Genomic DNA, 17,878 nt, shown 5'->3' with positions numbered 1-17,878 from the left:
ATCCTCGTAGAAAGCCGGGCGGTTTCTGGCGGCGTAACGCTTCCTCGCTAGCTCGGCGGGAACATCGCACCAGATCTCTACGGCGCGAAGCGCCTTCGCCGTTTGGATTCCGGTCCGAGCGAAATACAGGTCGCGCGGCTCGAACCACCACGAATCGATGACGACGGCACCCGAGGCAGCCCCGCCATGACCCACACGGAGTCCATCGCGATTCCACCGAGACCGAGCCGGTCACCATCGTCGACGCAAGCGGCGATGGCCTCTTTGGCGGTGTCCTTCGACAGGAACTGCTCCGCCGAAGTCCGCGCCAGCGACCGGCCCAAGGTCGACTTGCCCGAGCCAGGGAGCCCGTTGACCAGCACAAGGAATTCAGCCATCGAATGGCGATGCCGAAGATGGCGTTTCAAGGATCTTGGCGGCTCTTGCCGAGTCGGTGACGTGCTCTCGAGCGAGTTCGCGCCGCAAGATCACTCGGCGGGACGTGCTGCGATCAACCCCGAGACATGTTCGCCGCGTGCCGCCGCGGCGAGTACCTCGTAGACACCGTTTCCGGTTTGCTCCCAGGAGAATTCGCGGGCGCGGGCGCGGGCCTTCTCACCCATGACTGTGCGTGCGGCGCGGTCGTCGAGGAGATCGCCTACGGCAGCGGCCAATTGGGGGACGTCGTCGACGAGTGCGCCGGTGACGCCGTCGACGATGGAATCGGTGAGACCGCGCGAGCTGCGGTAGCCGACGGTCGGTACGCCGTGCTGCGCGGCTTCGATCACCGCGAGGCCCCATCCCTCTTTCCTGGAGGGCAGCACATGCACCCACGCGCCGGAAAGCAGTTCGTGCTTCCGGGTTTCGTCGACGTGGCCGTGGAAGGTGACCGCGTCGGCGATGGTGAGTTCCTCGGCGTATTGCCGGAGATTGTCGGCCCACCAGCCGTCGCCGATCACATCGAGGCGTAGGTCGGGGATGCGGGTGCGCAGCCGAGCGGCCACCGAGAGCGCGTCCTCGATTTGCTTGTGCGGCACCAGTCGCGACAGCACCACGATCCTCGGCACCTCGCGCTCGCGCGCTTCGGGTGCCCTCCGTGCTTGCACTGGAACAGGTTCGGCACCGTTGCGCACGACGGCGACGCGGGCAGCGTCCACGCCGAGACCGGTGAGTTCCTCGGCCGAAGGCAGCGAAACCGTCAGATATTGATTGCCGCGGTGCACGCGTGGCGACAGCCACGACTCGATCCACCAGCCGATCCTGCCGATCACCCGACCCGCCACCGGCCACTGTTCGCGGTGCCCGTGGTGCACCAGGACCACCGAAGGCGCCTCGGCCACCGCGGCCGCGAAGAACGGGATGCCGTTCTGGGTGTCGATCACCGCGTCGGGCCGCACATCACGCAATGCGCCCAGCCCGAGCCTGCCCAAGGCGATCGCGGCGAGCGCGCGCGGGTACACCGTGTAGCGACCACCGCCGCGGCTGATATCGATCCCGTCGACATGCTCACGTCTCGGCGCGCCGCGATAGCGGGCGGTACGCAGCGTGACCTTGACGCCGCGGGCCGCGAGCTGGGTGCCGACTCGTTCCAGGTACCGCTCGCTGCCGCCGCCCTGTGGGTGCCCGGTGTCACGCCAGCAGAGCAGGAGGACTTCGCGCACGATGGAGCTTCTCTCGGTGAGGGGGTAGGTGGGACGTCGCGTTCTACCCTAATAGTGATCGATCCGCTCGCCCACGCACATCCGCGCCAGCGCTGCGCAGCGCGCCCGCGCGCGGTTGTGCGAAACTCGGCGCCGTGCTCATAGCCGAAACCGCGTCCGACAACGGCACAGCCCGGTTCGCGCGCCGGGCGACACTGCGACGATCGCTGCGCCTGCTGGGCAGTTTTCGTTTCGAACAATCCGACCCCGCGCTCTTCTACGGCGAGATAGCGTCCGACAGCGCCGCCATGATCGCCGACTTCTACGCCGACCTCACCGGCGCCACACTCGCCGACACCACGGTTCTCGACGTCGGCGGTGGCCCAGGCTATTTCGCGGACGAGTTCGCCAAGACCGGCGCGCGCTACATCCCCGTCGAACCCGATCCGTCGGAAATGCACGCCGCTGGTCTCTCGACCGTGGGCACGGTGCGGGGTTCGGGCATGGCACTGCCGTTTCGTGACGACGCGGTGGACATCTGTTTCTCGTCCAATGTCGCCGAACACGTGCGCGACCCGTGGCTGATGGCCGAGGAAATGGTGCGGGTGACCAAGCCGGGCGGGCTCATCGTGCTGTCCTACACGCTGTGGTTCGGCCCCTTCGGCGGACACGAGACCGGGCCGTGGCATTACCTCGGCGGCGAATTCGCGGCGCGCCGGTACCGCCGCACGCACGGCCACGAACCGAAGAATCGCTTCGGTGAATCACTGTTCGCGGTGCGTGCGCGCGACGGATTGCGCTGGGCTACGACCACCTCGGCACAGGTGCGCACGGTGTTTCCGCGCTACCACCCGCGCTGGGCGTGGTGGCTGGTCCGCGTGCCGTTGCTGCGGGAATTGCTGGTGAGCAACCTGGTGGTCGTAGCTACCAAAGCCGTTAGCTGACCGGGGTCAACTCGGCACGGCGCCGCGTTCCAGTCGACCTCGCAGCCACCCGCGTCTACCGCTGGGTCCCGACAGGGCCTCGCCCCAGGGTGACTCTTGAATAGCGAGGCCAACGGTTTCCATCGCTGTGAGGCCGACTTGGCCCGACAGCATCCGTACAGCAGCCGCGGCTTCGGCCGCCTGCAGTGCCGCTGTCGCTTGCTCGATCGTCAATGTTCGACCGGGTAGGAAAGAAACCACCCAGCCGCCACTACCCACACTCTTTGCTTGATGCTCGGTCTGGTCGCTGGTCATCAACGACAGGCCGATCACTTGCACCGCCATGACTCGGTCTCCCCAATGCGCGGTCGGTTCGGAATCGAGCAGAGCTGATCAGTAGCTATCAGTGGATACAGCATCCCCCGTCCAGCAACCAAACGCAATAGTGCGTTCTATCGAAAACCGAACCGACAAGTCGGAATTCACGCCGCCAACGCTATCGCCGATCCGCAAAACTGAAACATGTTACAGACAAGAAAGCGCAAAAACTGTAACGTGTTCCTATGCACTACGACAGCTTGTTCATCGGCGGACGCTGGAGCGCCCCTGCCACCTCAGAGCGCGTTCAGGTCATCTCACCCGCCACCCTCGAAACGGTCGGCAGCGTCCCCGTCGTGGACAAGGCCGACGTCGACGCCGCGATCGCCGCCGCGCGGTCGGCCTTCGATCATGGTCCATGGCCGTCGACCCCACCCAGGGAACGAGCCGAAGTCCTCACCAGAATCGCGCGGCTGATCGAGGAACGCTCCGCCGACCTCGTCGCCACGCTGTCGGCCGAAACCGGCGGACCGCAGACCGCGACGATGACACTGAACCAGCTACCCTCGGTCGCCGCGCTCGACAGTTACGCGGGCCTGGCCGAAACCTTCCCGTGGCAGGAGACCAGGACCGGCGGATTCGGTACCACCCGCGTCTCGCGCGAACCGCTCGGCGTTGTCGCCGCGGTGACCGCGTGGAACGTGCCGCTGTTCCTGGCCGTGAACAAGCTCGCCCCCGCATTGCTAGCGGGTTGCTCGATCGTGCTCAAGCCCGCGCCGCTCACCCCGCTGTCGGCCAATCTGCTCGCCGACATCTGTACCGAGGCGGGACTGCCCGAAGGGGTGCTTTCGGTACTGCCCGCCGGACCCGAGGTGTCGGAGTATCTCGTCTCGCACCCGGACGTCGACAAGGTCAGTTTCACCGGGAGCACCGCCGTCGGCAAGAAGATCGGCGCGATCGCCACCGGACAGCTCAAGAGCGTCTCCCTCGAACTGGGCGGCAAATCCGCGGCGATCTTGTTGCCGGACATGGATATCGCGGCGGGAATCCCGATGCTCGCGTTCTCCGGTCTGATGAACAGTGGCCAGGGGTGCGTCGCGCAGACCCGCATCCTCGCACCGCGCGAACGTTACGACGAGATCGTCGACGCGCTGGTCGAACACGTCAAGACGATGAAGGTCGGCGAACCCGACGACCCCGCAACGCAACTGGGCCCGCTGATCTCCGAGCAACAGCGTGACCGCGTCGAAAGCTACATCGCGAAAGGCAAAGCCGAGGGCGCGCGCCTGGTTCTCGGCGGCGGACGACCCGAGGGCCTCGAGCGCGGCTGGTACCTCGAACCGACCATCTTCGCCGACGTGGACAACAAGATGACCATCGCGCGCGAGGAGATCTTCGGACCCGTACTCTCGGTGATCCCCTACGACACCGAGGACGAGGCCATCGCCATCGCCAACGACTCCGAATACGGCCTCGCCGGGTCGGTGTGGACCGCCGATGTCGAGCGCGGCGCCGCGATCGCCGCGCGCGTACGCACCGGCACCTACGCGATCAATTGGTACGCCTTCGACCCCGGCTCACCGTTCGGTGGTTACAAGAATTCCGGTGTCGGCAGGGAGAACGGGCCGGAAGGACTCGACGCGTTCTGCGAGCAGAAATCACTGCTCATGCCGCTCGGCTGGACCGAATAACCCGCGGCCACAACCTAGCGAGGGCACGGCGGATCACGCCGTGCCCTCTCGCTCATGGCATCACCACGCGCAGCACAGCCGCGCGGTCACGCAAGGATTCGCTGCCGGAAAGTCGCTGTTGCTCCGAGGGCACGGGATTCGGTGCGTCGACGATCTCGACGCGCCAGCCCGGCGGCAATATCGCACGCAACCGTGCCGCGGCACGGCGTAACGGCGTACTCGCTGCCGTGGGCTCTTCCAGATCGGTCATGCTCCAACCACCTCTCGCGCGTCGAACCCACCGCTAGCCGCGAACGATCGGGATTCGCGAGGTCTGCGGTGGCGTTAGGGAAGCAGTGCAGTCGATCGGCCGATGGTCGGGTATCGCGCCGAGTGGTTCACGAGATGAGAACACATCAAGCATAAGCCAAGTGTGATCAAACTTTCACACAATCCGTGGCTACCCTGCGCCATCCCGCGCGAAACCCCCGTGATCTTCCCGCCACCTGGCTGCGCTACGGAAAATTTCCTGTTCCCTTGCCCGCGTGGCGGTTTCGAATCACGCATCAGCCGCGAAGATCACTGTCTCCCGACCACCGCGTCCGGCCGAACACGGACGACGGTCATCGGCACGTCGCCGTATCGCGCCGCCGCGTCGGGGTTGTGTTCCGCGTAGGTTCGGCCGGTGTAGGCGAGCGCGAGCCGGTCTCGAAGTGCCGCACCGTGGCGCGCGGCGAACTCGGGACCGAACAGGTCGTTGAGCTGACCGCCTTGCGCCCGCACCAAGCGAGTTCGAGCTGTGCCGTCTCCGGGTCGGACAGGGACCGAAGGAAAGACGATGTGGCGCTTCACGTTCGGCCCGGCGGCAGGAGTGGTCATGGTCATCACACCGCGCATGAACTGGGCTTGCAGTTGCGGAGACGGAGGGATTTGAACCCCCGGTCGCTCTCACGACGCTCGCTTTCAAGGCGAGTGCATTCGGCCGCTCTGCCACGTCTCCAGTGCCCACGATGGTAGCCGAAGGGGCCGGGCCTCAGATGTCCTGTCCCGCGACCTGTTTGTCGATGCGGTCGAAGGCGGTAGAGAGCACTTCCAGTTCGGTGGGGGTCAGCAGGTCGACGAAGGCGCGGTGGACGGCTTCGACGTGGCCGGGGGCCGCGGAACGTAGGCGGCGCAGGCCCTCTTCGGTCAGCTCGGCCATGACGCCTCGGCCGTCCTCCAAGCAGCTGTTACGGCGGACCATGTGCTGGGCTTCCAGCCGACGAATCTGGTGGGTGAGCCGACTGCGCGAGGACAGCACGCCGTCGGCTAGTTCGCTCATCCGCAGTGCGTGCCCCTGCGCCTCGGAAAGCAAGACCAGGATGCGGTATTCGGCGAGGCTGAGGTCGCTGTCACGCTGCAACTGACGGTTCAGCGCGGTGTTCAACCGCAGGTGACCGTCCATGTAAGCCCGCCACGCTCGCTGTTGCGCCGCGTTCAGCCACCGCGGTTCGGTGGCGCCGCCACTGCTCGGTTCGGGATGCACGCCGCCATTCTATGCGCCTCGAACTGCGCAAACCTCGCACCCGCCGTCCACCACAGGTGACAACAGCACACGTCGCCACGGTCGCGGCGACCCGGATTAGAAAAGGCTGTGCATGCGAGACACGAGGGATCTGATGCATCGAACGCGCGGTAGCATCCGCCTTCGTGACCGTCAGTAACGACGCAGTGCGAACCGCGACTCAGCCGCCGACAGACCCACCCGACCAGGCAGAGGACCGTTCCGCCTCGACCGCCGGTCCGTGGAAACTGCTGGCGATCATCGCGGCCGCCCTGGCGATCGTGACCGCGGTATCGATCCCGTTCCTGCCGGTGCGCCAGGACCAGGCCAGCCTCTCCTGGCCGCAGGCACCGACACTGACGTCGGTGACCTCCCCGCTGGTCTCCTACGCCCCGACCGACCTTTCGGTCGACCTACCGTGCACGGCCTTCGACACCCTCGCCGACACCGGAGGCATCGCGGTGTCGACCATCCCGACCCGGTCGGCCGACGTCGAACGCTACGGATTCGTCGTCAAGGTCGTCGCCGACACCGCTGAGCGCGAAGGCCGCGTCGACGTGGTCTCGCGCAACAACCTGCTGTGGTCGACCCCGCTCGCCACCGTGCGCGGCCAATCATGCGCGTTGGCAATAACTCTGACCGGCGACCACACCACCGTCACCGCCACCGGCCTGCCCACCGCGAACGCGGACCTGCCCGGCGACAACCGCCCACAGGTGGTCGGGCTCTTCACCGACCTCACCGGCGCCGCACCGCAGGGCTTGCACGCCGACCTCACCGTGGACTCCCGCTTCTCCTCCACCCCGACCCTGCTGAAATTCGCGGCGATCATCATCTGCCTGCTCGCCACCCTCGCCAGCCTGGTGGCACTGCACCGCCTCGACAGCACCGACGGCAGGGTGATCCGTCGCTTCCTGCCCGCCCGCTGGTGGCGACTGCGCCCAGTGGACGGCGTCGTCGCGGTAACGCTCGTGCTCTGGCACTTCATCGGCGCCAACACCTCCGACGACGGCTACCAACTCGGCATGGCACGCGCCGCACACAGCTCCGGGTACACGGCGAACTTCTTCCGCTGGTTCGGGGTCCCCGAATCCCCCTTCGGCACACCCTATTACGACCTCATCTCCTGGATGGCGAAGGTGAGTACCGCGAGCCCGTGGGTCCGCCTGCCCGCACTGGCGGCCGCACTGCTGATCTGGTGGGTGATCAGTCGCGAGGTGATCCCGCGACTCGGGTCGGCGGCCCGACGCAACAAGGTGGTCGTGTGGACCGCGGCGCTGGTTTTCCTCGCGTTCTGGTTGCCCTACAACAACGGTCTGCGCCCCGAGCCGATGGAAGCGCTCGGCGTGCTGCTCACCTGGGTTTCGGTGGAACGCGCGATCGCCACGCGGCGACTGCTGCCCGCCGCCATCGCGTTGATCATCGCCGCCGTCACCTTGACCGTCGGCCCATCGGGGCTGATCTGCTGCGGTGCGCTCATCGCGGGCGCGCGTGGGCTCACCCAGGTGATCGTGCGCCGCGCACGCACCGTCGGCTTCGTCGCACTGCTGCTGCCGCTGCTCGCCGCCGGGGTCGCGGTACTCACCGCGGTCTTCGCCGACCAGACGCTGGCCTCGGTGCTCGAGATGTACCACGTGCACGGACTGATCGGGCCAGGTGAACCCTGGTTCTCCGAGTACCTGCGCTATCAGTATCTGCTGCAAATCAATTCCGACGGCTGGCTGACCCGACGTTTCGGCGTCTTCGTGATGGTGATCGGCCTCGCGGTGTGCCTGCTGACCATGTTGCGGCGCGGCGGCAAGATCCCCGGCACCGCGGCCGGTCCCGCGCTGCGCATCGTCGGCATCACCCTCGGCGCGATGGCCTTGATGATGTTCACCCCGACCAAGTGGACCCACCACTTCGGCGTGTACGCCGGGCTCGCCGGATCGGTCGCGGCGCTCACCGCGATCGCGGTCGGGCCGAAGGTCATGTGGGTGTTGCGCAACCGCGCGCTGTTCGCCGCCGCGATCTTCTTCGCGCTCGCCTTGTCGTTCGTCGGCACCAACGGCTACTGGTACGTCTCCAGTTGGGGCATCCCGTGGTGGGACAAGCCACCGACGATCGCGGGCTTCGGACTCTCGACCTTCGCGTCGGGTCTTGTGGTGCTCGCCCTCGCGGCGGCCGCGTGGTTCCACATCAGGCCGGGTGCGGAGAAGCAGCCGCATTCGGTCTCGAACCGGGTCGCGCGGGTGCCGGTGCTCGCCGTCGTCGCGGCCGCGATGGTGCTGTTCGAGGTGCTGTCGTTCGTCAAATCCACGGCCGCGCAGTACCCGTCGTATTCGATCGGTAAGTCGAATGTCGCGGCCACGGTGGCCGGTGGCTGCGGCTTGGCCGACGACGTGTTGGTCGAAGCCGACCCGAACGCCTCGATGCTGCGCCCACTGAATGGCGATGTCGCGACCGCGCTCGGTGGGGCGAACCCCGTGGGGTTCGTGCCCAACGGGGTGGCGATGGATCTTGCCTCGGACGAGATCGAATCCACCACGGGCCGCGCCAATTCCGTCTCCAGCGATCCCACCGCGCCCGGTGATGCCGCGAAATCGGCGGGATCAGGCACCGGAACGTCGCTGGGTACCGGCGTCAACGGCAGCGATGTGCCACTGCCGTTCGGCCTCGACCCCGCGAGCACCCCGGTGCTCGGCAGCTACGGCGAGCAATCGCCCGCCGACCTGACCAGCGAGTGGTATCACTTGCCGGAGGCCGAGAACGGTAGCCGAGGCGAGATCATCTCGCTCGCCGTCGCCGGGCGGGTTCGTTCGGTGACCGTCGACGGCACCGTGCACCCCGGCCAGGACCTGCACGTGGAGTACGGCAAAGCCGGGCCCGACGGACAGGTCGAGTCGATGGGCAGCGCGGACCCGATCGATATCGGTCCCTCGCCGTCGTGGCGCAATGTGCGGGTGCCGCTGGACCAGCTGCCCGCCGACGCCGACGTGGTGCGCGTCGTCGCCGCCGACAGGGACGCCAACCCCGACCAGTGGCTGGCGGTGACCCCGCCTCGGGTGCCGCAGACGCAAACGCTCAACGAGCTGGTCGGCTCGAAGACGCCGGTGCTGCTGGACTGGGCCGTCGGCCTGAACTTCCCCTGCCAGAACCTCATGTCGGCCCGCGCCGGTGTGGCCGAGTTGCCGAAATACCGTGTGCTGCCCGACCGCAACGGTGCCACCATCACCAACCTGTGGCAGGGCCACGACGGCGGCGGCCCGCTCGGCTGGACCCAATTGCTGTTCACCTCGCACACCCTGCCCGCGTACCTGAACAACGACTGGGATCGGGACTGGGGTTCGATCGAGCAGTTCGCGCCGCTGGATCCGAATACCGAGCAGGCCGAGGTCGACATCGAGCAGAAGCAGCGTTCGGGCTTCTGGACGACGGGACACATCAACACCAGGTACTAGAACGCTGCGCGTCCGCTCGCACGCAAGGCAGAATCGACACAATGCGCGCGATTACTTTGAACGGATTCGGCGGGCCCGAGGTGCTGGAGTGGGCCGAGGCGCCCGACCCGTCGCCCGGCCACGGTGAGGTACTGATCGAGGTCGTGGCGGCGGGGGTGAACCGCGCCGATGTGATGCAGCGGCAAGGGTTCTATCCGCCGCCCGAGGGTGCCAGCGAGGTGATCGGGTTGGAGTGCTCCGGCGTGATCGCCGAACTCGGTGACGGTGTGCGCGACTGGCAGGTCGGCGACCGGGTGTGCGCACTGCTGTCCGGTGGCGGATACGCCGAACGGGTCGTCGTCCCCGAGGGCCAATTGCTCGCGGTGCCAGCGGAACTGGACCTCGCCGCGGCGGCCGGACTACCCGAGGTCGCGACGACGGTGTGGTCCAACCTGGTCCTCACCGCGGGTCTACAGCCCGGACAGTTGGTGCTGCTGCACGGCGGCAGCGGCGGAATCGGCACGCACGCCATCCAGGTGGTGCGCGCGCTCGGCGCCCGGGTCGCTGTGACGGCGGGTTCGGCGGACAAGCTGACCCGGTGCGCGGAACTCGGCGCGCAGGTGTTGATCAACTATCACGACGACGATTTCGTCGCGGTGCTGCGCGAACAACGTTCCGGCGCAGGCGGTCCCGGTGCGGACATCATCCTCGACAATATCGGCGCCAAGTACCTGAACCGCAATGTCGAGGCGCTGGCCGCACACGGGCAACTGGTGGTGATCGGCATGCAGGGCGGCGTCAGCGGGGAGTTGAATCTCAATGCGTTGCTGCGTAAATGGGGAACGATTCACGCGACCAATCTGCGCGGCAGGCCCGCGACCGGCATCGAGAGCAAGGCCGCGATCGTCGCCGAAGTCCAGCACCACCTGTGGCCATTGGTCGCCGACGGCACCGTCGCGCCGGTGATCGGGACGGAGATCCCGATCAGCGAGGCGGCCGAGGCGCATCGTCTGCTCGACTCAGGCACGAGCTTCGGGAAAATCCTGCTGACCGTCGGCTGAAAGGAGGCTATCGCGCCTTAATCCAACGCGGTGAGTGCCCTACCGAGCTGATCGATCTCGAATTTCGTCGTGTAGGGCGCCAACCCGATGGTCACGGCGCCGCCTTCGTCGTTGACGCCGAGCGCGTCCAGCAACCTGCTACCGCCGTGCACACCGCTGACCGTGCCGATCCGATTGTCGGCCAGCTTGGCGGCCACCTTCTCCGCCTGCATCCCCGCCACGGTGAAACTCACGGTGGGGATGCGGGTGGAGGCCCGGCCGATCACGGTGAGGTTGGGCACCTTGCCGAGCACCTCCATCAGGTGCTCGAAGAGCTGATCGTGGTAGTCCTGCAACGACGTGATCGACAATTCCAGCCGCTCACGCCTGGTGCCCTGGGCGCGGTCATCGAGTCCGGCGAGGAAGTCGATCGAGGTGGTGAGCCCGGCCAGCAGCGCGTACTGATGCCCGCCGACCTCGAGCCGTTCGGCACCCTTCGCGTACGGGTTCAGTGACATCGAGGGAATGCGATCGAGGAAGGCCGGATCGCGGAAGACCAGCGCACCGATCTGCGGACCACCCCATGCCGGGCCGCTCAGCGCGACCACGTCGGCGTTGAGGTCATCGATGTCGATCAGCGCGTACGGCGAGGCACCGAAGGCATCGGCCACCAACAGTCCGCCGACCTCGTGCACCCGATCGGCCGCGACCCGCACGCCGGGCGCGGAACCGACGATCGGCGAGGCCGCGGTCAACGCGACGAGCCTGGCCGTGGGGCCGATCAACTCCTCGAACTGCCACGAAGGCATCTCGCAGGTCTCGATCTCCACCTCGGCCCAGCGCACGTGCGCGCCGTGCCGGTTGGCGATGCGCAACCACGGCGCCACATTGGCTTCGTCGTCGAGCCGGGACAGCACGATGCCGGTGCCGAGGCCGAGGCGAGAACTCAACGATTCGGCCAACCACGCCAGCAGGACCGCGCGATCGGGCCCCAACACGACACCCGCGGGGTCACCGCCGACCAGATCGGCCACCGCCTCGCGGGCCGCGTCCAGGATGGCGGCGCTGCGCACGGCGGCACCGTTGCGTCCGACGTGCGAAAAAGAGGAAGTACGGAAAGCTGTCGACACCGCGCGAGATACCGAGTCCGGCACCAACATTCCGCTCTGCGGGTCGAGATGAATCCAGCCGTCGCCGAGGGACGGTATCAGGCCCCGAACCCTCGCGACGTCGTAAGTCATGCTGGCCACTCTAAGGGCAGCGCACGAGCCCGTGTAACCGCGTTCCCCTCCGCATACCGGCGGGCGCACAGTGACCAGGTACTCAGCATGGTGACCGACTTTCCACAAATCCGAACCACGATGCGAACAGAATATAGAACGCCGGTGTACGGCCTTCGCACCGACCGGCACCGTGCGACGTGCCATGGCACCGGGGCCGGTGCGACCACCCACTTAGCGCGTTCGTCGGCGACGCGAGATGATGGGGAACATGACGCATTCGGATGAGGCACCGGACCACATCGTCGTTGTCGGGCCCGATGGTCGCCCGTTGGTCATTCCCGCGGAGGCCGGGTCATCGACACCGTTCGCCGGACAGGTGGTGACCGACGAGCACGCGACCGCCGAGGGCACCGACGACGACGCCGACCACGACGATTCCGGGGAATCGCTGGCCGACATGGTCGAGCAGCCCGCCAAGGTGATGCGCATCGGCACCATGATCAAGCAGCTGTTGGAGGAGGTGCGCGCCGCTCCGCTCGACGAGGCGAGCCGCAATCGCCTCAAGGAGATCCACAAGTCGTCGGTGCGCGAGCTCGAGCAGGGCCTCGCACCCGAGCTTCGCGAGGAACTCGAACGCCTGACCTTGCCGTTCAGCGAGGACACCGCGCCATCGGACGCGGAACTGCGGATCGCGCAGGCCCAGCTGGTCGGCTGGCTGGAGGGGTTGTTCCACGGTATTCAGACCGCGCTGTTCGCCCAGCAGATGGCCGCACGCGCGCAACTGGAGCAGATGCGTCAAGGAGCGTTGCCGCCGGGGCTGCACGCCGTCGATCCTCGTGAGGGCCGTACCGACCACGTCACCGGCGGTTCGGGGCAGTATCTCTGAGGACGCGTCAACGATTGACCCGTGCTCGTCCCTGCCTGTTCGCACGATCGGTACGGCACGCACCAGGCGAATCCTGGGGAATCCGCAAGGGTAGTGTCGTGCACCGTGCCCGCCGCTGCCGCTCGCCCCGACTCGGTAACCGACACGAGTGCGGAGCGTCCTGAAGAGAGCTCAGTGCATCCCGATGATCCTTCGCGTTCCACCGAACTACCACCTTCCGACGACGAGCAGGCCGACGCCGCCGGTCATCCCGACGCGGCCGAATCCGCACGCGCCGACGCGGGACTGGAGCAACCGATGAGCGCCGAGCAGACGGCCACCGTCGCCGACGAGCCGTCGACCCCGCCCTCGGCACCGGTGACCACCGCGGGAGCCGCGTCGATCGTGTCGGATTCGCAGACCTTCGGGCGCGCGATGCGCGACTTCACCGGTGGCTTCGCGCAGCGTGAACTGTGGCTTTCGCTGGGCTGGCAGGACATCAAGCAGCGCTACCGTCGCTCGGTACTCGGCCCGTTCTGGATCACCATCGCCACCGGGTTGCAGGCGACCGCGATGGGTCTGCTGTATTCGACCCTGTTGAACCAGCCGCTGGGCGATTACCTGCCCTATGTGACCGTCGGACTCATCGTCTGGCAGGTGATCGCGGCGAGCATCCAGGAGGGCTCAGAGGTATTCATCGCCAACGAGGGGCTGATCAAACAGCTTCCTTCGGCGCTGAGCGTGCACATCTATCGGCTGGTCTGGCGACAATTCCTGTTCTTCGCGCACAACGCGGTGATCTACGCGCTGCTGTTCTTCGCGTTCGCCCTCTGGCATAAGTTGGACTGGTCGGTGCTGCTTGTCATTCCGGCGTTGGCGCTGCTGTTCCTCAACGCCATGTGGGTGTCGATCGTGTTCGGCATCTTCGCTACGCGCTACCGCGATATCGGCCCGATCCTCAGCAGCACCACGCTGATGCTTTTCGTGCTGACCCCGGTGATGTGGACGACGAAAGCACTGGAATCGCAGATCGATGGCGCGAGTTCACGGACGAGGCTCGTCGAGATCGTGCCCACGTTCCACTACCTGGAGATCGTGCGCGCGCCACTGCTCGGCGACCCTTCGGCGCTGCGCCACTGGGTCATCGTCGGCGTGATCACCGTAATCGGCTGGGCCGTGGCGGTTCTGGCGATGAAGCAGTTCCGTTCACGCGTCCCGTACTGGGTATAGGAGCTCTGAGCCCGCATGACCGATCAGGTGAGTATCGAAACCCACAACGCGTGGGTGGAATTTCCGATCTTCGACGCCAAGTCCCGGTCGTTGAAGAAAGCGTTCCTCGGCAAAGCCGGTGGCGCGATCGGACGCAACAGCTCCGATGTGGTGACCGTCGAGGCGCTGCGCAATATCAATCTTTCCCTGAAGGAAGGCGACCGTATCGGACTGGTCGGGCACAATGGCGCGGGCAAGTCCACGCTGTTGCGTCTGCTCGCCGGGATCTACGAGCCTTCGCGCGGTAGCGCGCGCATTCGCGGCAGGGTCGCGCCGGTGTTCGATCTCGGCGTCGGTATGGACGCGGAGATCTCCGGCTACGAGAACATCATCATTCGCGGCCTGTTCCTCGGCCAGACCCGTAAGCAAATGCTGGCGAAGATCGATGAGATCGCCGATTTCACCGAGCTCGGCGAATACCTGTCCATGCCGCTGCGCACCTATTCCAACGGTATGCGTGTTCGCTTGGCCATGGGCGTGGTGACCTCTATCGATCCCGAGATCCTTTTGCTCGACGAAGCGCTCGGCGCGGTGGACGCCGACTTCATGAAGAAGGCGCGCAAGCGTTTGCAGGAACTGGTGGCACGCTCGGGCATCCTGGTATTCGCCAGCCACTCCAACGATTTCCTCGCTCAGCTCTGCGACACCGCGATGTGGGTGGACCACGGCGAGATTCGTACCACCGGTGGTATCCAAGAGGTCGTCACCGCCTACGAGGGTCCCGACGCGGGACAGCAGGTGGCGGTCGCGCTGCGTCAACTGGAGGCCGAGCAGGCCGAGGAAGCACGGGCGGTCGGCGGACAATCCGCCGAGGGTGCACAATCGTCGGAGGCCGAAACAGGCTCGGCCGAAACGACATCGGCGGATACCGAGGTCGAAACGGGCGAATCCACCGAAACCCAACGGGAATTGGAGCGAAACCAGGCATGAGTGAGCCGACCGGGCAGGACACCCCGATCGACACAGGGGCACCGTCCCGGATCGACTCCACGGCATCGGTTTCGGAGGTTGCGGAAAGTTCCCGGCCCGCGAACGCCGAGGACAACACGGACCCCACGGGTTCCGACAGCGGGACCGTCGACGCCGAAACGAAGTCCACCCCATCCGGCGGACAGACAGCGACAGCGACCCCGTCGGCCGCGGCGACCGATACCGGGCCCGACGCGCGTATCGTCGCGGTTGTCGTGACGCACAAGCGCCGGGAATTGCTCGCCGAATCGCTGAAAGTGGTTGCCTCCCAATCGCGACCGGTTGATCACCTGATCGTTGTCGACAACGGCAACGAGCCGGAGGTAGCCGAACTGGTGGGTGCGCAAGCCGTGGAATCCACCTACCTCGGGTCGGCGCACAATCTTGGTGGCGCGGGCGGATTCGCGCTCGGCATGCTGCACGCGTTGAGCGCGGGCGCGGACTGGGTGTGGCTGGCCGACGACGACGGTAGGCCCGAAGGTCCCGACGTGCTGTCGACCCTGCTGAACTGCGCCGACCGACATGGACTCGCCGAGGTGTCGCCGGTGGTGTGCGATATCGATGAACCCGACCAGTTGGCGTTCCCGCTGCGCCGCGGCGTGGTGTGGCGGCGCCTGCGCTCGGAATTGGGCGAGGAGGACTTCCTCCCCGGCATCGCCTCGTTGTTCAACGGTGCGCTGATCTCCGCACGCGCGGTCGATGTGATCGGCGTTCCCGACCTGCGGTTGTTCGTGCGCGGCGACGAGGTGGAGGTGCACCGTCGCCTCGTGCGTTCGGGTTTGCCCTTCGGCACCTGTCTACAAACGGCCTATCTGCACCCGAATGGCGCCGCCGAATTCAAGCCGATCCTCGGCGGGCGCATGCATACCCAGTACCCCGACGACCCGACGAAGCGTTACTTCACCTATCGCAACCGCGGTTATCTGATGGCGCAACCGGGTATGCGCAAACTGCTTCCGCAGGAATGGATTCGCTTCTCCTGGTTCTTTCTCGTCACCCGACGCGACCCTGCTGGCCTGCGGGAATGGCTGCGCCTGCGGTCACTTGGCCGGAACGAACAATTCGGCAAACCGGACCGATAGGACGTAAGCGACTGCGTCGCTACACCTTTCGCTGACGTAGCAATAATTTCGCCCACCATCCCAACAGGCCGATTCGAATTCGGCGCGGTACTGTCGCCGCATGCACAATCGCTTTTTGGGAGGGATGGGGTGAGTTTCCCCGGCGGTTACCCGCCTTCAGGACAGCAACAACCGGGTCAGCAACAACCGGGCCAATGGCCAGGACAGCCTGGCGCAGCACCGAATTCGAATCCGGGGGCACCGGTGCAATTCGCACCGCCGGGCGGCCAGCACCCGAGCCAACCGCATCTGGTTTCGCCGCAACCGTACGGGCAACCGCCGCAGCCCTATGGGCAGCCGCCCCAACCGTATGGGCAGCCGCCGCAGCCGCAAGGCCAGCCCGCCCCCTACGGGCCACCGGGCCAGCAGCCTCAGCCCGGCCCCTACGGTCAACCCGCACAACCGATTCAGCAGTTGGGGCCCTACGGACAGCCGCTGCCCTTCGGACAACAGCAGCATGCTCCCTACGGGCAACCAGGTGCTTATGGCCAGCAGCAGGGTCAACCCGCACTGCCGGACCCGCCGGGCATCACCATCGACGCCTCGTACACGCCGATGGCGTTCCTGCTCGCGTTGACCAAGCCCAAGATCGAGGTGAACGGTCAGCGAGTGCCCAACACCCGCTGGGGCGCGAACCACATTCCGGTCGGGCAGGGTCAGTACCACGTCCGGGTGTCGACGCCCTGGTTGTTCGACATGGGTCCCGCACAGGTGGTCGTGCCGATGGCCGATGGGCAGGCGCACCGGTTCTACTACCGCACGCCCGCCGTGCTCTTCCTCGACGGCGCGATCGGTCCTGGTCCGCAGAAAACCCCCGGCATCGTCTTCATCTACATCAGCTGGGCGCTGTGCGCGCTGATCATTCTGCTGAACATCTTTTCGCTCGCATTCATCTAGACGAGAGGTCGAGGGACATCGGTCTACCGGTGTCCCTTTTTCTCGACTATCCTATGCAACTGATTGCATACCGACGGGGTCTACCCTGGGTGTGCAGACGCCACGGCCTTCGCGCACCGACGACAGGAGCACGCATATGACGCAACCGAGGACCAAGCAGCTCGCGGGCAAGACACTCATCATGTCGGGCGGCAGCCGAGGCATCGGCCTGGAAATCGCCAAGCGCGCGGCCGCCGACGGCGCCAACATCACCCTGATCGCCAAGACCGATCAGCCGCACCCCAAGCTTCCCGGCACCATTCACACCGCCGCCGCCGAACTGGAAGCGGCCGGTGCCCAGGTATTGCCGTTCGTCGGTGACGTGCGCATCGACGACTCGGTCGCCGAAGCGGTGCGCACGACCGTCGAACGCTTCGGCGGCATCGACCTCGTGGTGAACAACGCCTCCGCGATCGACCTCTCACCCACCGACGCCCTGCCGATGAAAAAGTACGACCTGATGCAGGACATCAACACTCGAGGCAGTTTCCTGCTGTCGAAGCTGTCGATCCCCGCCCTGCGCGCATCGGCGGCGGCCGGGCGCAACCCGCACATCCTCACCCTTTCCCCGCCGCTGAACCTCGACCCGAAATGGGCGGGATCGTCGCTGGGCTACACCATCGCCAAGTACGGAATGTCACTCACCACACTGGGTCTGGCCGAGGAACTCAAGGGTGACGGCATCGGCGTCAACTCGCTGTGGCCGCGCACCACCATCGCCACCGCCGCCGTGCGCAACCTGCTCGGCGGCGAGCAAATGGTCGCCACCTCGCGCACCCCCGACATCTACGCCGACGCCGCCTACCTGGTACTCACCGCGTCCGCCACGGAGACCACCGGCAACTTCTTCCTCGACGACGACGTGCTCGCCGCCCACGGCATCACCGATCTCGACAAGTACCGCGTCACCCCCGGCACCGGCGAACTCACCACCGACCTGTTCCTCTGACGCACACACGCCGC

Annotated in this window: 15 protein-coding genes, 1 tRNA gene and 1 pseudogene; 10 read left to right on the top strand and 7 right to left on the bottom strand. The window is 66.4% G+C overall.

Features of this window, described 5'->3' with window-relative positions; translation table 11 throughout:
* Positions 1 to 77 precede the first annotated feature (77 nt).
* Complete coding sequence (locus ABEA50_RS06980; RefSeq protein ID WP_345494208.1) at positions 78 to 377, bottom strand: AAA family ATPase; 300 nt, start codon at positions 375 to 377, stop codon at positions 78 to 80.
* A gap of 90 nt (positions 378 to 467) precedes the next feature.
* Positions 468 to 1,640 (bottom strand): glycosyltransferase family 4 protein, encoded by a 1,173-nt coding sequence (locus ABEA50_RS06975; protein WP_345494207.1) that lies wholly within the window; start codon positions 1,638 to 1,640, stop codon positions 468 to 470.
* Positions 1,641 to 1,780: 140 nt separating this feature from the next.
* Here ABEA50_RS06975 and ABEA50_RS06970 point away from each other — a divergent pair, with 140 nt between their 5' ends.
* Together ABEA50_RS06970 and ABEA50_RS06965 are read left to right on the top strand one after the other, a co-directional pair.
* Positions 1,781 to 2,563, top strand: coding sequence for a class I SAM-dependent methyltransferase (locus tag ABEA50_RS06970; protein ID WP_425577573.1), 783 nt, complete (start codon positions 1,781 to 1,783; stop codon positions 2,561 to 2,563).
* A gap of 542 nt (positions 2,564 to 3,105) precedes the next feature.
* Positions 3,106 to 4,551 (top strand): aldehyde dehydrogenase, encoded by a 1,446-nt coding sequence (locus ABEA50_RS06965; RefSeq protein WP_345494205.1) that lies wholly within the window; start codon positions 3,106 to 3,108, stop codon positions 4,549 to 4,551.
* A gap of 52 nt (positions 4,552 to 4,603) precedes the next feature.
* Here the strand turns inward: ABEA50_RS06965 and ABEA50_RS06960 are convergent, their stop codons facing one another.
* The 4 genes from ABEA50_RS06960 to ABEA50_RS06945 all read right to left on the bottom strand — a co-directional run bounded on the left by ABEA50_RS06960 (position 4,604) and on the right by ABEA50_RS06945 (position 5,974).
* Positions 4,604 to 4,801: a hypothetical protein gene (locus tag ABEA50_RS06960; RefSeq protein ID WP_345494204.1), complete on the bottom strand. Its 198-nt coding sequence runs from the start codon at positions 4,799 to 4,801 to the stop codon at positions 4,604 to 4,606.
* A 308-nt stretch (positions 4,802 to 5,109) separates the two neighbouring features.
* A complete protein-coding gene (locus ABEA50_RS06955; protein WP_345494203.1) occupies positions 5,110 to 5,409 on the bottom strand; it encodes a hypothetical protein in 300 nt (99 codons plus the stop codon).
* 36 nt (positions 5,410 to 5,445) lie between these two features.
* Positions 5,446 to 5,530, bottom strand: a tRNA-Ser gene (locus tag ABEA50_RS06950).
* Positions 5,531 to 5,563: 33 nt separating this feature from the next.
* On the bottom strand, positions 5,564 to 5,974 hold the full coding sequence (locus ABEA50_RS06945; protein ID WP_425577572.1) for a MarR family winged helix-turn-helix transcriptional regulator: 411 nt from the start codon (positions 5,972 to 5,974) through the stop codon (positions 5,564 to 5,566).
* A gap of 245 nt (positions 5,975 to 6,219) precedes the next feature.
* On the opposite strand from ABEA50_RS06945, the gene ABEA50_RS06940 reads away from it, so the two are divergent.
* Both ABEA50_RS06940 and ABEA50_RS06935 read left to right on the top strand, forming a co-directional pair.
* On the top strand, positions 6,220 to 9,513 hold the full coding sequence (locus tag ABEA50_RS06940; RefSeq protein WP_425577542.1) for an arabinosyltransferase domain-containing protein: 3,294 nt from the start codon (positions 6,220 to 6,222) through the stop codon (positions 9,511 to 9,513).
* Between the two features lie 41 nt (positions 9,514 to 9,554).
* Positions 9,555 to 10,553 carry an NAD(P)H-quinone oxidoreductase gene (locus ABEA50_RS06935; protein ID WP_345494201.1) on the top strand — a complete coding sequence of 333 codons (999 nt, stop codon included), beginning with the start codon at positions 9,555 to 9,557 and terminating at the stop codon, positions 10,551 to 10,553.
* A gap of 17 nt (positions 10,554 to 10,570) precedes the next feature.
* Here the strand turns inward: ABEA50_RS06935 and ABEA50_RS06930 are convergent, their stop codons facing one another.
* Positions 10,571 to 11,773, bottom strand: a complete 1,203-nt coding sequence (locus tag ABEA50_RS06930; protein ID WP_345494200.1) for a cysteine desulfurase-like protein — start codon at positions 11,771 to 11,773, stop codon at positions 10,571 to 10,573.
* A gap of 250 nt (positions 11,774 to 12,023) precedes the next feature.
* Here ABEA50_RS06930 and ABEA50_RS06925 point away from each other — a divergent pair, with 250 nt between their 5' ends.
* From ABEA50_RS06925 to ABEA50_RS06900, 6 genes and pseudogenes are all read left to right on the top strand, one after another.
* Positions 12,024 to 12,641 carry a bacterial proteasome activator family protein gene (locus tag ABEA50_RS06925; RefSeq protein WP_345494199.1) on the top strand — a complete coding sequence of 206 codons (618 nt, stop codon included), beginning with the start codon at positions 12,024 to 12,026 and terminating at the stop codon, positions 12,639 to 12,641.
* 297 nt (positions 12,642 to 12,938) lie between these two features.
* A complete protein-coding gene (gene wzm, locus ABEA50_RS06920; RefSeq protein ID WP_345494696.1) occupies positions 12,939 to 13,850 on the top strand; it encodes a galactan export ABC transporter permease subunit Wzm/RfbD in 912 nt (303 codons plus the stop codon).
* Between the two features lie 15 nt (positions 13,851 to 13,865).
* A pseudogene (gene wzt / locus ABEA50_RS06915) lies at positions 13,866 to 14,625 on the top strand (galactan export ABC transporter ATP-binding subunit Wzt/RfbE); the annotation flags it as partial.
* A gap of 433 nt (positions 14,626 to 15,058) precedes the next feature.
* Complete coding sequence (gene glfT1 / locus ABEA50_RS06910; protein ID WP_345494695.1) at positions 15,059 to 15,940, top strand: galactofuranosyltransferase GlfT1; 882 nt, start codon at positions 15,059 to 15,061, stop codon at positions 15,938 to 15,940.
* Positions 15,941 to 16,183: 243 nt separating this feature from the next.
* On the top strand, positions 16,184 to 16,876 hold the full coding sequence (locus ABEA50_RS06905) for a hypothetical protein (RefSeq protein ID WP_345494198.1): 693 nt from the start codon (positions 16,184 to 16,186) through the stop codon (positions 16,874 to 16,876).
* 136 nt (positions 16,877 to 17,012) lie between these two features.
* Complete coding sequence (locus ABEA50_RS06900) at positions 17,013 to 17,864, top strand: SDR family oxidoreductase (protein ID WP_345494197.1); 852 nt, start codon at positions 17,013 to 17,015, stop codon at positions 17,862 to 17,864.
* Positions 17,865 to 17,878 lie beyond the last annotated feature (14 nt).

This window comes from Nocardia callitridis, from assembly GCF_039543305.1.
Taxonomy (GTDB): domain Bacteria; phylum Actinomycetota; class Actinomycetes; order Mycobacteriales; family Mycobacteriaceae; genus Nocardia; species Nocardia callitridis.
This window is presented reverse-complemented; position numbering and strand designations above follow the sequence as displayed.

Coding starts and splice junctions, on each gene's coding strand:
- ABEA50_RS06935 (WP_345494201.1), top strand. CDS start 9,555: ATGCGCGCGATTACTTTGAACGGATTCGGCGGGCCCGAGGTGCTGGAG.
- ABEA50_RS06965 (WP_345494205.1), top strand. CDS start 3,106: ATGCACTACGACAGCTTGTTCATCGGCGGACGCTGGAGCGCCCCTGCC.
- ABEA50_RS06955 (WP_345494203.1), bottom strand. CDS start 5,409: ATGACCACTCCTGCCGCCGGGCCGAACGTGAAGCGCCACATCGTCTTT.
- ABEA50_RS06945 (WP_425577572.1), bottom strand. CDS start 5,974: ATGGACGGTCACCTGCGGTTGAACACCGCGCTGAACCGTCAGTTGCAG.
- ABEA50_RS06980 (WP_345494208.1), bottom strand. CDS start 377: ATGGCTGAATTCCTTGTGCTGGTCAACGGGCTCCCTGGCTCGGGCAAG.
- ABEA50_RS06930 (WP_345494200.1), bottom strand. CDS start 11,773: ATGACTTACGACGTCGCGAGGGTTCGGGGCCTGATACCGTCCCTCGGC.
- ABEA50_RS06900 (WP_345494197.1), top strand. CDS start 17,013: ATGACGCAACCGAGGACCAAGCAGCTCGCGGGCAAGACACTCATCATG.
- ABEA50_RS06925 (WP_345494199.1), top strand. CDS start 12,024: ATGACGCATTCGGATGAGGCACCGGACCACATCGTCGTTGTCGGGCCC.
- ABEA50_RS06960 (WP_345494204.1), bottom strand. CDS start 4,801: ATGACCGATCTGGAAGAGCCCACGGCAGCGAGTACGCCGTTACGCCGT.
- wzm (WP_345494696.1), top strand. CDS start 12,939: ATGAGCGCCGAGCAGACGGCCACCGTCGCCGACGAGCCGTCGACCCCG.